A 13,771-nucleotide genomic window follows, 5' to 3' on the forward strand; every position below is an offset into this window, starting at 1 on the left:
GTATCTCGCCCGGCATCGCTGCTCCGTTCGCCGGTTCAGGCGGCGGAGATCAGGCGGGCGGTTAAGCTGTCGAGCGAGGCCAAGCGTTCCAGGCCACGCACCAGTTCTACGATCTCGTTCGCCTTGCTCTGCGCCATGCCGGCGAATTCCGCGTTCTCGCGGAATTTGTCGGCGACCTCGTCATAGCTCATCGGGAAGGCCGGGCTGCCCTTGCCGAAATCGGCGCGTCCGGAGATCTTGCGGCCGTCGGCGAGTTCGATGTCGATCAGCGTCGTCATCAAATGATAGCCGGCGGCCTCCGCCTCGTCGTCGACCACGAAATCGACCTTCTCGATCATCGCCTTAACGTCCTCGCGCTCGACGGCGGTGTCGGTGAACTCGTTAAGGCCGGCGCGGCCGTCGAGAAGCAGGATCGCCATACAGAATTCCATCGAGAATTTCGCCTGGAGCTCGTCCTTCGGCCGGTGGTGGATCAGCGCGTTCGGCATGTTGGAGTTGGTGCCGACGCGGACGCGCTTCACGTCATTTGCGCGGATGCCGTGCTTCCGGATCAGGCGCAGCATCTCGGTCATGCCGGGATGGGTCAGCGAGCCCGACGGATGCGGCTTGATCGAGACGCCGGGGCTGGCAAAGGTCCACGGCGCGCCGAGCTTGCCGAAGATGGCGCTCTGGTCGTAGCCGCCGCCGGCGGCGGCGAAGAAGCCGCGCGGCGCTTCGAGAATGCTTCCGGCGGCGGTCCAGCCATAGGAAGCGAACTGCGCCGCCGCGACGCCGCTCTCCGACGAGCGGCCGGCATGGAACGGCTTGGTCATGGTGCCGAAATTCTCGCGCAGGCCCGCCGACTGGCTGCCAGCGATCGAAAGGGCGCGCTGGGTCGTCGCGACATCGAAGCCCATCAGCTTGGCGCTCGCCGCCGCCGCCGCGAAGGTGCCGCAGGTCGCCGTCGCATGGAACCCGGTCTGGTAGTGGCGCGGCGCGATCGCCTCGGCGATCTTGCACTCGACCTCGACGCCGAGATGGTAGGCCAGCATGAAATCCCGGCCCGACGCCTTGACCAGTTCGGAAATCGCCAACGCTGCGGGCAACGCCGGAGCGGTCGGATGCGTCAGCAGGCCATAGACGCGGTCCTTGGCGACGGCGAGCTGCGTGTCGTCGTAATCGTCGGCATGGATGCCGACACCGTTGGCGAATGCGGCAAAGCGGGGCGCGACCTTGCGTCCGCCGCCGATGACCGTCGCGGTACCCTCGGCGAGACCGAGATCGTCGAGATGCCTGCGCACCAGCTCGCCGCTCTTGGCGACCGAGCCGGACAGCGCCAGGCCAAAACCGTCGAGGATCGATTTCTTGCCAAGTTCGACGACTTCGGCGGAGAGGTCGTCGACCGTCGCCCCGACGATGAAATCGGCGACGTATTTCGTTAGCGGGACATCGAGTGCTTTGTTCTGGTTCATGTCAATCCTCGTTCGATCACGGCTTTTTCTTGCGAAAGAATTTCCGGCCGACCCTGAAGCGTCAACTGTCAATTGTCAACAGTTTATCAGGGCAAAAAGCGACTGCCCACAAGGCGATGATCACATCGTCACTTCTCGGTGGTTTGCCCGGCCACGCGCGGCTTGCGCTGTGTTTTGGACGCGGCGGCTGCCGTCTCACCAGGTTGGCCGGCCTTGCGAGTGCGCACGATGCCGTTGAGGATGTGGGTGCGCGCGGCGATCAGAGCCCGGACGGGCTCGCGCGCCTCCAGCGCGTCGACGATCTCGCGGTGTTCGGCATTCGAGATATGCAGGACGTCGCGGCTGGCGAGTGCGCGGTAGCGCTGGATGTGAAGCTCGCGCACAAAACTCTGATAGATCAGTTCCAGCCGCTTGTTGCCGGCCATTTGCGCGATCTGCTTGTGGAATTCCAGATTGACCGGATAGTAAACATGGACGTCGCCGAGCTTGACGATCTCATCCATGCGCTGGAGCAGCGCGCGCAGGATGGCGATCTGGGGGTCGGTGACGCGCTCGGCGAGCATCATCGCCATGCAGCCGAAGACGCCGGCGCGGGCTTCCGACAGGTCCTGGGCTTCGTCGTTGGAAAGGGCGCGGATGAAAAAGCCGCGATTGGGAATGATCTCGATCAGCCCCATCGCCGACAGCGCGCTGCATGCTTCGCGAATGGGTCCGCGGCTGACGCCGAGGCGCTGCGACAGCGCGTTCTCGTTCACCCGCTCGTTCGGCTTCAGCTCGCCGTCGATGATCATCCGCTCGATCTCGGCCTGCACCACATTGGCAAGCGATCGCGTGCGAAGGAAGTCGATCGCGGAGAGGTTCGGCTGATTCAACAGATCGGACATGAGTGAGCCATCACAAGGTTCCAACGAAAAGGGATGCCGGCATGGCCACTTCGGACCGGTCTGCCTCCCCGGCCCCGTTTAGCAGCAATTGTGGCGGTTGGCGATGCTGGCCGCCAACCGGCATCCCGTACCGCCTTGCCGCCTCGGCCAGGCTCCTAACCACGGGCGTTCATCTGCGAGCCGCCGAGCACCGGGACCCGGTTGGCGATGAAAACGACCGCGAAGGACGCCGCCAGCAGGATGATGCCAAGCACGCAGATCGCGCCGAGATCGCCGCTCTCGTTGAGGTCGTAGATAATCACCGACACCAGCTTGGTGTTGGCCGTGGTGAGCAGGATCGTCGCGGAGAGTTCGCGGATCGTGCCGACAAAGACGAAGCACCACGCCGCGACGACGCTGGTGCGCAGCAGCGGTGCGGTGATGTCCCACAGCGTTCTCAGCCTCGACGCGCCCATGATGCGGCCGGCCTCTTCCAGTTCCGGATGGACGCCGGAGAAGGCCGAGGACATCTGCTGGTATCCGGCGGGGAGCTCGATGGTCATGAAGGCGATGAGCAGGATCCAGATCGTGCCGTAAAGCTGGAACGTCGGATTGGCGTAGCTGAGAAACAGCCCGACGCCGAGCACGATGCCGGGGATGGCGACTGGCGCCGTCGCCAGCACGCCGAGGAAGCCTGAGCCCGAAACGGAACGGCGAATGACGAGGTAGGAGACGACGAGCGCGATTGCGGTGACCACCGTCGCGGTCATGAAGCCGAGGAGAAAGGTGTTGCGCAGCGCAAGCTGCGTCGCGGAGAATTCGAACAGCACGAATTTCCAGTGGCGCAGCGTCAGCGTGTCGAAGCTGATCGCGTCGCCGACTGTGCCGGTGAAGGCGGTCTTCAAAATTGCGGCGTAGGGAAAGAACACGGTCAGGCAAAGCACCGTGACGACGAAAGCGACGGCGAGCCACTTCCATGGACCGAGCTGGGTGACGCGGGGCGTGCCGCTCTTGCCGCCAAGAACCGTATAACCCTTGCGGCCGAGGATCGATTTTTGCGCGCGCAGCAGAATGACCGTAATGACCAGGAGCGGCAGGGCAGCGGCCGCAGCGAGGCCAAGCCTCGGGGGAAACTGGAACAAGCTCCAGATTTTCGTGGTGATGACGTGGAATCCGGCCGGCAGAGCGAGGATCGCCGGCGAGCCGAACATGGTCAACGCCTGGAGAATGGCGATCAGCGTGCCGGCGAGCATCGCCGGCAGCACCAGCGGGATCGTCACCTTGCGCAAGGTCGTCATCGACTTGCCGCCGAGTATGGCAGACGCGTCCTCGAGATCGGACGGCACCTTGTCGAGCGCATTGGCGACGAGCGTGAAGACATAGGGAAAGGTGAAGCAGGCAATGGCGAAGATAAGGCCAGTGAAGGTGTAGATGTTGACGAGATACTGCGAGGAATCGAGGCCGAACAGCTTGCGGTAGAGGATGTTGACGATGCCGCTGTTGGGCGCCGCGATGATCTCGTAGGCGATCGCCCCGAGGAAGGGCGGCGTGACGAAGGAGGCGGTCACCAGGACGCGGATGATGCGCCGCCCCGGAAGGTCCGTTCTGGAGACGAGCCAGGCCATGGGCGTCGCGATCACGCACGCGAGGGCGCCGACGCCGAGCGCCATGCCGATGGCAAGGCCATAGGCCCTGAGCAGCGTGGGGTCGGCGACGAGCGCGATGAAATTGTCGAGGGTCGCCCCGCCGCCGGCATCGTTGCGGAAGCTGTAATAGACGAGCCAGAACAATGGCAGGAGCACCAGGACGCTCAGGACCAGGGTCAGGAGTGCGAAGGTCGGCCATGAAAGGTCGATGCCGCGAAGCCGACCTTGAGCCCAAGCGTAGCTGGTCATGATGTCTTACGTCCCGAAATACTGTTCGTAGTTCGACTTGATCGTCTGGATCACCGGCTCGAGCTTCGCGGGATCGGAATGCAGCAGCTTGATCTGCGATAGCGGCGTGCGGCCTGCCTTTTCCTTGACGTCCGGATGGAACGACCTCAGGCCGCCGAAATCGCTGTTGAGCTGCTGCGCCTCGAGCGAGAACAGGAAGGCGTAAAACAGTTTCGCGGCATTCGGATTGGGCGCCTGCTTGAGGACGGCGGCGTTGCCGACCGCGAGCGGCGTGCCTTCGGCCGGATAGACGATCTTGACCGGCACGCCCTCGTCCAGCAGGCGGAAAATATTGTATTCGTTGCCGTCGACCTCGAGAGCGCGCTCGCCTTGGGCGAGCTTCTTCGGCGGCTCGGTGGAGGACTGGACCTGCATGACGTTCTGGGCGCCGAGCTTTTCGAAATAGTCCCAGCCGAGCAGTTCGCTGAGCACGAAGGTGGCGGTCATCACGGTGCCGCTATAGCCCGGATGCGCCTTGACCATCTTGTCCTTGAAGCGCGGGTCGAGAAGATCCTTCCACGTTTTCGGCGCTTCCGCTTCGTTTATCAGATCGGTCCTGTAAGCCATGACGGAAAGGTGCGCCCGGTAGGCGGCGAAATTGCCGTCCGGGTCACGCTCGTCGGCCGGCCATTTGTCGGCCACTTCCTGCGGCACCATCGGTTCCAGCCAGCCCTCACGCTTGAAATACTGGAAGTGGACGGCGTCGGAGGTCTCGATAACGTCGACGCTGTAGATGCCGGTCGAATACTCCTGGCCGATGCGCTGGAACACGCGCTCCGATCCGGCGCGCTCGACCTGGACGGCGATCTCGGGGTACTTGGTCTTGAAAAGTTCGGCGAGCTTCTCGGCGACCGTGACGTCGGTCGCCGTGTAGAAAACGACCTTGCCTTCCGCCTTGGCAGCCGCCTCGAGTTCCGGTGTTATCTGGTATGGAGCCGGCGCTTCGGCCATGGCGGCGGATGAGGCCGTCATCCCCGCAGCCAGCAGCCCGGCGGAAAATATTTTCGTCCACATGCTTTGCTTCCTCCTATTGCGCGAGCGCCCGGCAACTCTCTGGCGGAAATTGCAGCCATACTTGTTGGCCAACCGGGATCGCGACGTTGACCGGGGCGACCGTACGCACCGTTTCTCCGCCAGTGAGTAAGACGAGATAGTCCCGGTGCGAGCCGAGATAGATCTGCCGCGTGACCGTTCCGGCCGCCACGTTGGTGTCGGCGCCAGCCGGCCTGGTCGGCGAGAGTTGGATATCATGGTGGCGGATCGAGACCGCCGTGTTCCCCGAACTGGCGACGCTGCCGCTGCCGCAGCGAAGGACGAGACCGCCCTCATGAACGACAACATCGCCGTCGCCCCGCGTTCCCGTCAGTATGTTGGTGCCGCCGATGAAGCGGGCGACGAACTCGGTCTCCGGCCGCTCGTATATGTCCTCCGGCGATCCGGCCTGTTCGATGCGCCCGTCATTCATGACAACGATGATGTCGGCGGTCGTCATGGCCTCGACCTGGTCGTGCGTCACATAGACCGTGGTGTAGCGGAACTCGTCGTGAAGCCTGCGGATCTCGAAACGCATCTCTTCGCGGAGATTGGCGTCGAGGTTCGACAGCGGCTCGTCGAGCAGCAGTATCTCGGGTTTTATGACGAGAGCGCGGGCCAGCGACACGCGCTGCTGCTGCCCGCCGGACAGTTCGCCGGGATAGCGGCTTTCGAGCGGCAGAAGCCGGGTCGCGGCGAGAATGGTGCGGGCGCGCGATGCAATCTCGGCCTGTGGCAGGTTGCGCAGCTTCAGGCCGTATGCGACGTTTTGGAACACCGTCATGTGCGGCCAGAGCGCGTAGCTCTGGAAGATCATCGACATGTTCCGGCCTTCCGGCGGCACTGTCGACTGCGCCGACGACATCGTCTGTCCGCCGACGCGGATCTCTCCGGCATTGGCCGGCACGAAGCCCGCGACCAGCCGCAGCGTCGTCGTCTTGCCGCAGCCCGAAGGCCCAAGCAGGCAGACGAGCTTGCCCTTGTCGACCGACAGATTCACGCCTTTGACGACCGTCTGGGAGCCGTAGCTCTTCGTCAGGCCGTCCAATTCCAGGAACGACATTCCACCTCCCGGGTGTTTCGCGGATTTCGGTCTGCGCCGTCCCGCCGTTTTAGCTTCTTGAGAAACCGTATGAGGCAAATTGCAGATTGTCAACAGATTACTGTTTGCTGTTTCCGCGCCTGCCGATGAGCCAGCGTATGAGCGGCGGCGCCAGGAGATTGGTGAGGACCGAGCGCGACAATTGAAAGCCGGCGACGGTGGCCGCGAGCAGGCCGAGCGCGCCTGCCGAGGCGATCATCTCGCCGAGCCCGCCGGGGGCGACGGCAAGGATTGCCGACAGATGATCGAGCTGCCCTGACAGCTCGACGATCGGCGCAAGCACCAGGAAGGCCGCGCCGATCAGCAGCAATCCCGAAAAGCAGCCCGCCAGCGCCACTCTCGGGAACCGGGCAAGCCGGTCGACCCGGAAACGCAGGCCGAGCGAGGCGCCAATGGTGATTTGCGCGGCGAGAAAGACGATTGGCGGCACGGGAGGCAGCGGATGCCCCGCCGCCACGACCACGAGGCTTGAGAGCATCGGCGCGATGATCCAGGCGTTGAGGACGCCGAGGCGCGTCGCCACCGCGGCAACGATCGCCGCGGCGATGACAAGCACGAGGATCTCGCCAAATCCATCCATGCCGTAGAGCGGCTGCGGCGGAGCGCTGGCTTTCGCCACCAAGCCGAGCCAAAGCGGAATGAGCAGCAGCACCAGCACCACGCGGAGCGTGTGGATAATCGCGACGGCCTGTTCGTCGGCTTTGAGATCATGCGCCAGCGTTGCCATCTCCGCCATGCCCGCCGGAAGCGAGGCGAGCACCGCCGTCAGCCGGTCGACCCCGGCAATCTTCGCCACCGGAAACGCGAGCAAGAGGCCGAAGAGATTGGAAGCGACGGCAACGCCGAACATCAGCGGAAAAAGCTGCGTAAGCTCGGCGAGAACATCGGGCGTGAGGACGGCCCCGACCGAAGCGCCGACGAAGAGCTGGCCGCCGCGCCTGAGCTTGCGCCCGCCACCCATTTCGCCGAAGAGATTGGCGATGATCGTCGAGCCGCACAGCGAGCCGAGGATCGCCGCCAGTGGCAGATGCAACCAGCGAAACAGCAGCGCGCCGGCGACCGCCGCGCCAAGCGTCGCCGCCGTCAGCAGCCAGGGCCGAACACGCGCCACCCGATCAGACCATCAGCGCGCCACCATTCACGTGAACCGTCTGTCCCGTGACATAGCGCGTCGTCGGCCCGCACAGCGTCCGCACCATCGCCGCGACTTCTTCCGGCGTGCCGCGCCGCCCAAGCACGTTGGTGCGGCTGGCATAATGCTTCGGCTCCTCGCCGGTGCGCCTGGTTTCGATAAGCCCGGGCGCCACGCAGTTGACCGTGATCCCGTCCTCGCCGAGATCGTGGGCGAGCGCCTTGGTCAGCCCGGCAAGCCCGGCTTTCGCAGTGATGACATGGACGCGATCTTTCGCTCCGCTATGTCCCGTCAGCCCGCCGATCATCACGATCGCCGCCTGGTCGCTGTCGCGCAGCGGCGTCAGCGCCGCCTTGCCGAGCAGGAAGACGCTGTCGAGGCAGAGCGCCATGACGCCGCGCCAATCCTCGTAGGTCAGGCTGTCGATCGTGCCTTCCGGCCGTATCGCGGCATTGGCGACGAGGATGTCGAGCTTGCCGAAGGCCGAAATCGCGCTCTCGACGATCAGCGCGGGCACGACCGGATCGACGAGGTCGCCGAGCGCGACCGCTGCCTTTCCACCGGCGGCCTCGACGCGGCGCGCCGTCTCCTCGGCGCCGTCACGGTCGCGGTGCGCATGGACCAGCACGCTGGCGCCGCCGGTGCCGAGCGCTTCGGCGATCGCCCGCCCGATATTGCGCGACGCGCCGGTGACGAGGGCGACGCGGCCGTCGAGTTCACGCATGTTCATCTCGGTCTCTCCTTGTCCGCCGCTAGACCGACGATCACCGAGGCGGCGGCATCGCCCTTCAGGAGCTCGCCGCACAGCGCGAGCAATTTCTCGGGATTTTCGATCCCGCCATATCTGGCATTGGCCAGGAATTTTTGATCGACCTCGTCGCGCGTCAAAGGCGCATCCACGCCGCCGCGCATATGATCCTGGCTCGCTTCAAAAACCCGACCGTCCCGGGTCTCCACCCTGACATGGCCGGTGAAGCGAGCCGGGTATGGATCGTCCGGGTCGATCTCGTAGGTGACCAGCCGGCTTAGCCGCAGCAGCGCCTCGTCCCTGATCGACGCGTCGGAAAAATCGGCGAGCCCGGCATGGCCGCGCTCCAGCCCGAGCGCGACGCCGAAGGGGATGCTGAATTTCGCCGCATAATCCGTCGGCGGATTGCGCTTCATTTCGAGCGGCTCCCACAGGCGATGGACATAGCCGTCGGAGGTCGCGCAGTGGATCGCGACGATCTCGTCCCCCGGGACGCCTTCGTCGCGCAGCCGGCGGGCGCAGTCGATATAGGGCTGGACCATCGTGCCGCAGGGATAGGGCTTGAAGCTGATCGTCTCGGCGATCCAGCGCCGCCCGAGATCGTCGAACAGCCTGTCGAACATAGGCGTCACCGAAGGCGCGAATGCCCTGAAGAAACCGTGCTCGCCCTCCAGAACCGCGCGCGGGCCAACAAAACCGGCGAAGCCCATCAATGCTGCGCGCATACCGGACTGCGCCGCCCAGCCGGCATGCATGCGCTTAGTGGAACTGCCGTCGCCGAGATATTCGATGATGCCCGAAGCGGTGGAACCGGCGATCCCCAGCGTCTCCTTCAACGCCTTGGCGTCCGCGCCGATCGCCACGCCGACGGCAAACGCGGCGGCAAGCGATCCCAGAACGGCCGTCGGGTGGAAGCCGGCCTTGTGGATGGCCTTCGGCGCGACTAGGCCCAGCCGGCACAGGAGCTCCGTGCCTGCCGAGATACCGAGCATGACGCGCTCGCCGGAAAGGCTTTCGCGCTCGGCGACAGCGAGGACCGCCGGCACGACGACCGCGCCGGAATGCACCGGGCCGCCCTCGAACGTATCGTCAAAATCCTCGCCATGCGCCGCCGTGCCGTTGACGAGGGCGGCGTCCGCCGCCGTCAGCCGCGCCGCATGGCCGATCGCGACATGACGGCCAGGTTCGGCGGCAGTGAGAATACTGCCGATATAGTCGGTGTTGCGGGCCGCCAGGCACAGGCCGACGACATCGACCAGAATGGCCTCGGCCTTAGCGGCCATGCTGTCCGGGATGTCGCGCGGGCGCAGCGCCGCCCCCCATTCTGCCAGCCGCTCCGAAAGCGTCGCATCGTTCATGCCGTTCTCCAGTCGATTCAAGTCGGGCTGCCCCTTCAATTCAAGGCGGTCCGCCGGGATTTCATTGTTTCGAGGAGGGTTCTTCCGAGCGAGCCGGCGATGAACAGCGCCGCGACGACGAGAAGGCCGAGCGAGATCGGATCGGTCAGGAAGATCGAATGGTCGCCCCCCGAAATCACCAGCGCGCGGCGGTAGTTGCTTTCGACGAGATAGCCGAGCACTAGGCCGAGCACCGTTGGCAGGAAGGGAATCTTCAGCATGCGCATGAAGAAGCCGACAACGCCGGCGCCAAGCACCAGGCTGAGATCGAACAGGCTCTGGTGGATCGAGAAGACGCCCGAGAAGATCAGCGCGAAGATGAAGGCGTTGAGATAGGCGCGCGGGCGGTTCACCAGCCAGATGCACGGCGCCATCATCATGATGCCGATGATGAGCTGCGCGATCGAGGCGACGAAGAGGCCGCCATAGAGCCCGTGGACGACATCCGCGGATTTCACGAAGATCATCGGGCCGACGGTGATGCCGTGTATCAGGAAGCCGCCGAGAAGGACCGCGGTCGAGTTCGAGCCCGGAATACCGAAAGCAAGCAGCGGAATGATCGCCGTCGCCGACACGGTGTTGTTGGCGGTTTCCGGCGCGGCGATGCCTTCCGGCGAACCCTTGCCGAATTCGTCCTTGTGACGCGACCAGCGTTTCGCCTCGTTGTAGGCGATGAACGAGGCGACCGTGCCGCCGGCGCCTGGCATGACGCCCTCGAAGGTGCCGACCACATTGCCGATCATCTGCGCCGGCAGAAGCCGCCGCGCGAGTTTCCAGCCGGGGAACTCGATCCTGGCTGTGCTCTCGACGCGGATCGTCGTGTCCTTCTGCGTTGCCTGGACGAGGAGTTCGCTGACCGCAAAGAGGCCGACCATGATCAGGACTGGTTCAATCCCGCCGAGGAGGTCGGCCGTGCCGAAAGTGAAGCGGTTTCCTCCGGTGACCGGATCCGTGCCGACCGTTGCGACCATGAGGCCGAAGATGCCGGCGATCATCGCCTTGACCAGCGAGCCGCCCGACAGCGTGACGATGACGCTGAGGCCGAGTATGCCGAGCGCGAAATAGGATGGCGGACGAAACGACAGCGCGACGCGCGACAAGGGTTCGCTGAGCACGACCAGCATCAAAAGCCCGAACAGGCTGCCGATCACGCCGGAATAGAGCGAGATGCCGAGCGCCAGCCCGGCCTTGCCCTGGCGGTTCATCTCGTAGCCGTCGATCACGGTCGCGGCCGCGGCGTTGGTGCCGGGCGTGCGGATGAGGATGGCCGGGATAGAGCCGCCATATTCGGCGCCGACATAGCTCGACGCGAGAAGGATGAGTGCCGATGTCGGTTCCAGCGTGTAGGTGAAGGGCAGCAATAGCGCCATGGTGATCGAGGGCGAGATTCCCGGAAGGGCGCCGCCGAGAATGCCCCAGGCGACGCCGATGCAGGCCATCAGGATCGCCGGCGTCGTGACCAGTATTTCGGCTGATTGCATAAGGACGTCCATGGCGGCAGGCCCCTAGAACAGCGAAATGAGGTGGCCGGCCGGCAGCGGAATGCCGAGCATGAGGACGAAGAGCGTATAGTACAAGACCGCTCCCGCAATCCCGATGGCAAACACTCGCCACGACAGCGCCGCACCGCCGTAGAGCGTCGCGGCGACGATGAGGGCCGCGATGGCGGGAACGTATCCGACCGTCCGAACAATCAGCAGATAGCCGATGCCGATCGCGAGCAGTCCACCCGCACGGGCCAGTCCGGCAAGCCCGCCTTGGATTTCGTCGCCCGGGTCTGCGTCTGCATCCGCATCCGCCGCCGACGCTGGTTCTGCCGCCGGTCGGGATTTCCTACGCCCCGACAGAAGGGCCTGCGCCGAGAGGACGAGCCCAAGGAAAATCATCAACAGCGCGAGGACTTTCGGCAGTCCGGCCGGTCCGACGGTATCGGCGAGTGCGCTCGCCCGGATCTGCAAGGCCATGGCGAAATAGCCGCCGCCGAGCAGGATGGCGAGAAGCCCGCCCATCAGTTCACGCGTCATCTAAGAACTCCGCAAATCCGGAAAAAAAGCAGGCCCGCGGACCTTGGCCCGCGGGAACCAGTTTTGCATGCCGACCCTACTGGATCACGCCTGTTTCCTTCAGGAAGGCCTCGGTCTCCGCCACGAAGGATTCGATGAACGGGCCATATTCGGCATGGGGAATAAAGTCAGGCCGAAGATCGGCTGCCGTATAGACTGCTTTGTATTCGGGGTTGGCGAGAACTGCGGGGATCGCCTTCTCCCAGGCGGCGATGACATCGGCCGGCAGGCCCTTGGGACCCGCGAGCCCGCGGAATTTTCGCGCGACTATGTCGTAGCCGAGCGATTTGACGGTGGGAACGTCGGGCAGGGTGTCGAGCTTCTCGGCGCTGAACGTCGCCAGGATGCGGATCTGCTTGGCCTCGAGCTGCGATTTCACTTCCTGGACCTCGCCGACGCCAATATCGAGTGTGCCGTTGAGCACGTTGATCATCATGTCGCCGCCGCCTTCATGCGTGACGACCGCGGCGTTTACGCCGGCCGCCTTCTTCAGGCGCTCCAGAAGCTGGCGCTCCAGCGATGCGGGATTGGCCGCGCCCCATGTCCCTTGCGCCGTCTTGGCGTGGTCGATGACGTCCTGCAACGTCTTGTACGGGCTTCCCTCGGCGGTATAGATCACCTCGGGATCGGTGAAGACGTTCACCAGCGGCTCGAGATCCTTGTAGGTCGCTTCGGGATTGCTCAGCAGCGAGGTATAGATGAAGGTCGGCGTCGTGGCGTAGAAGATCGACCCGTCCGGAGGCGCCGAGGCAAGCCGCGCCATGGCGTTGGCGCCCGAACCGCCGGTGACGTTCTCGACGATGACATTGGCGCCCAAAGCCGGACCAAGATATTTCGACAGTTCGCGCAGGAAAACGTCGCTACCGCCGCCGACGCTGGAGTGCGTAACCAGCGTCACCGTGTCCTTCGGATAATCCTGCGCCGTTGCCGGCGGCGCGAACGCGGCAATGCCGACCGCCAAGGCGCCCGCAATGACAAAAAATCCTCTCATGCACTCCTCCCGTTCCCAATCGTTCGTTGAGCTGACGCATGCCGATCGACGGTCTCCACACCCGTCCGGAAGCATCGAAGTTAACACTGCATCCGCTAGTGTAAACTGTCAAGTGTTGACAATCCAGTCGTAGAGAGCACATTTCCAAACGTCTCAGAAACCGGCCGACAAGTTGCGGCTTGAGCTTCGGGAGGTCAGTTTTGGGCGTCCGCTCTAGAGAATCGGTGTGATTGTCCCTAAAAGGCGCAACCGCTAGCTCCAGCTTGATGCCGCCGAATCTACGATGAGGGCTTTGCAGGCCTAGGCGAGGGGAGGGCGCTACGCTAGTTTATCACGGACCCTTTCGGACGCTCTTCGGCCGACGATGTTGGCCGCTCCTTTGCGGATGTTCGCCGGCATATCCGTGAACCTCATTGTCCGCCGTGGCGTCCAGTTTGCCTGGGCTGTGCGTTCCATCACGAATTGAGTGATTATGCGGCAAGCGTGCCCACGCCGAGGAAGAGTAGTCCCAAGTGCGGGCGCGGCAGAAGCCGTGACGGCACTCTTCTGCCGGCCCTTTCGCCACCGGTTAGCCTGATCGGCGCCTTGAGAACAGTGGCCTTTGCCCACGCCCCTCTCTCCCGAGGAGAGAATGCTTCTATTGCGGGCGAGAGTCCGGCTCGCGCGGGGCTCTACGCGGTCTGAAGCTGTTCGACAGAACTGGCGACTGACATCGCAATCGACCGTACAGCGGCGCCTGCGGCCAAAACTATGAAAACCGCCGTGACTGTAAGGAAGATCGACCACGCACGAATGGTCCCGCTCTGGTCATAGCAGCTTGCGAATTCCATGATGCTCTGCTCCTTAACGCCACGTAACGGCTTGCATGATGATCCCGCTTCAGGTGAAATACAAGCTGATCCTAATACACGATGACGCGAGTGCGAGCCGAATGAGTTTTCTCCGCCCAAGAGCAAAGCCCAAGAAGGCTTATCCGAACAGCGAGCGCTATGGGAGGAAGGCCGGCACCTTTACAGCGCCTATGACGCTGCAACAGCGTCCCGGCGTCGTCGACGGAC

11 protein-coding genes are annotated in these 13,771 nt (G+C 64.1%); all 11 read right to left on the reverse strand.

What is annotated here, in order from left to right:
* Nucleotides 1-35 precede the first annotated feature (35 nt).
* Nucleotides 36-1,451 carry an MmgE/PrpD family protein gene (locus NMG80_RS12885; RefSeq protein WP_254018446.1) on the reverse strand — a complete coding sequence of 472 codons (1,416 nt, stop codon included), beginning with the start codon at nt 1,449-1,451 and terminating at the stop codon, nt 36-38.
* A gap of 128 nt (nt 1,452-1,579) precedes the next feature.
* Nucleotides 1,580-2,335, reverse strand: a complete 756-nt coding sequence (locus tag NMG80_RS12890) for an FCD domain-containing protein (RefSeq protein WP_254018447.1) — start codon at nt 2,333-2,335, stop codon at nt 1,580-1,582.
* Nucleotides 2,336-2,490: 155 nt separating this feature from the next.
* On the reverse strand, nt 2,491-4,209 hold the full coding sequence (locus tag NMG80_RS12895; RefSeq protein WP_254018448.1) for an ABC transporter permease: 1,719 nt from the start codon (nt 4,207-4,209) through the stop codon (nt 2,491-2,493).
* Nucleotides 4,210-4,215: 6 nt separating this feature from the next.
* A complete protein-coding gene (locus NMG80_RS12900; RefSeq protein WP_254018449.1) occupies nt 4,216-5,262 on the reverse strand; it encodes an extracellular solute-binding protein in 1,047 nt (348 codons plus the stop codon).
* Between the two features lie 13 nt (nt 5,263-5,275).
* On the reverse strand, nt 5,276-6,343 hold the full coding sequence (locus tag NMG80_RS12905; protein ID WP_254018450.1) for an ABC transporter ATP-binding protein: 1,068 nt from the start codon (nt 6,341-6,343) through the stop codon (nt 5,276-5,278).
* A 97-nt stretch (nt 6,344-6,440) separates the two neighbouring features.
* Nucleotides 6,441-7,493, reverse strand: coding sequence for an AbrB family transcriptional regulator (locus NMG80_RS12910; RefSeq protein ID WP_254018451.1), 1,053 nt, complete (start codon nt 7,491-7,493; stop codon nt 6,441-6,443).
* A 4-nt stretch (nt 7,494-7,497) separates the two neighbouring features.
* Nucleotides 7,498-8,244 carry an SDR family NAD(P)-dependent oxidoreductase gene (locus NMG80_RS12915; protein ID WP_254018452.1) on the reverse strand — a complete coding sequence of 249 codons (747 nt, stop codon included), beginning with the start codon at nt 8,242-8,244 and terminating at the stop codon, nt 7,498-7,500.
* Nucleotides 8,241-9,620, reverse strand: a complete 1,380-nt coding sequence (locus NMG80_RS12920) for an MmgE/PrpD family protein (RefSeq protein WP_254018453.1) — start codon at nt 9,618-9,620, stop codon at nt 8,241-8,243. The genes NMG80_RS12915 and NMG80_RS12920 overlap by 4 nt, the downstream gene beginning before the upstream one ends.
* A 35-nt stretch (nt 9,621-9,655) precedes the next feature.
* Complete coding sequence (locus tag NMG80_RS12925; RefSeq protein ID WP_254018454.1) at nt 9,656-11,140, reverse strand: tripartite tricarboxylate transporter permease; 1,485 nt, start codon at nt 11,138-11,140, stop codon at nt 9,656-9,658.
* Nucleotides 11,141-11,164: 24 nt separating this feature from the next.
* Complete coding sequence (locus NMG80_RS12930) at nt 11,165-11,683, reverse strand: tripartite tricarboxylate transporter TctB family protein (protein ID WP_254018455.1); 519 nt, start codon at nt 11,681-11,683, stop codon at nt 11,165-11,167.
* 76 nt (nt 11,684-11,759) lie between these two features.
* Nucleotides 11,760-12,713, reverse strand: coding sequence for a Bug family tripartite tricarboxylate transporter substrate binding protein (locus NMG80_RS12935; RefSeq protein WP_254018456.1), 954 nt, complete (start codon nt 12,711-12,713; stop codon nt 11,760-11,762).
* Nucleotides 12,714-13,771 lie beyond the last annotated feature (1,058 nt).

The organism is Mesorhizobium escarrei (assembly GCF_935825525.1).
Lineage (GTDB): Bacteria > Pseudomonadota > Alphaproteobacteria > Rhizobiales > Rhizobiaceae > Mesorhizobium > Mesorhizobium escarrei.

Coding starts and splice junctions, on each gene's coding strand:
- NMG80_RS12885 (WP_254018446.1), bottom strand. CDS start 1,451: ATGAACCAGAACAAAGCACTCGATGTCCCGCTAACGAAATACGTCGCC.
- NMG80_RS12890 (WP_254018447.1), bottom strand. CDS start 2,335: ATGTCCGATCTGTTGAATCAGCCGAACCTCTCCGCGATCGACTTCCTT.
- NMG80_RS12895 (WP_254018448.1), bottom strand. CDS start 4,209: ATGACCAGCTACGCTTGGGCTCAAGGTCGGCTTCGCGGCATCGACCTT.
- NMG80_RS12900 (WP_254018449.1), bottom strand. CDS start 5,262: ATGTGGACGAAAATATTTTCCGCCGGGCTGCTGGCTGCGGGGATGACG.
- NMG80_RS12905 (WP_254018450.1), bottom strand. CDS start 6,343: ATGTCGTTCCTGGAATTGGACGGCCTGACGAAGAGCTACGGCTCCCAG.
- NMG80_RS12915 (WP_254018452.1), bottom strand. CDS start 8,244: ATGAACATGCGTGAACTCGACGGCCGCGTCGCCCTCGTCACCGGCGCG.
- NMG80_RS12920 (WP_254018453.1), bottom strand. CDS start 9,620: ATGAACGATGCGACGCTTTCGGAGCGGCTGGCAGAATGGGGGGCGGCG.
- NMG80_RS12925 (WP_254018454.1), bottom strand. CDS start 11,140: ATGCAATCAGCCGAAATACTGGTCACGACGCCGGCGATCCTGATGGCC.
- NMG80_RS12930 (WP_254018455.1), bottom strand. CDS start 11,683: ATGACGCGTGAACTGATGGGCGGGCTTCTCGCCATCCTGCTCGGCGGC.
- NMG80_RS12935 (WP_254018456.1), bottom strand. CDS start 12,713: ATGAGAGGATTTTTTGTCATTGCGGGCGCCTTGGCGGTCGGCATTGCC.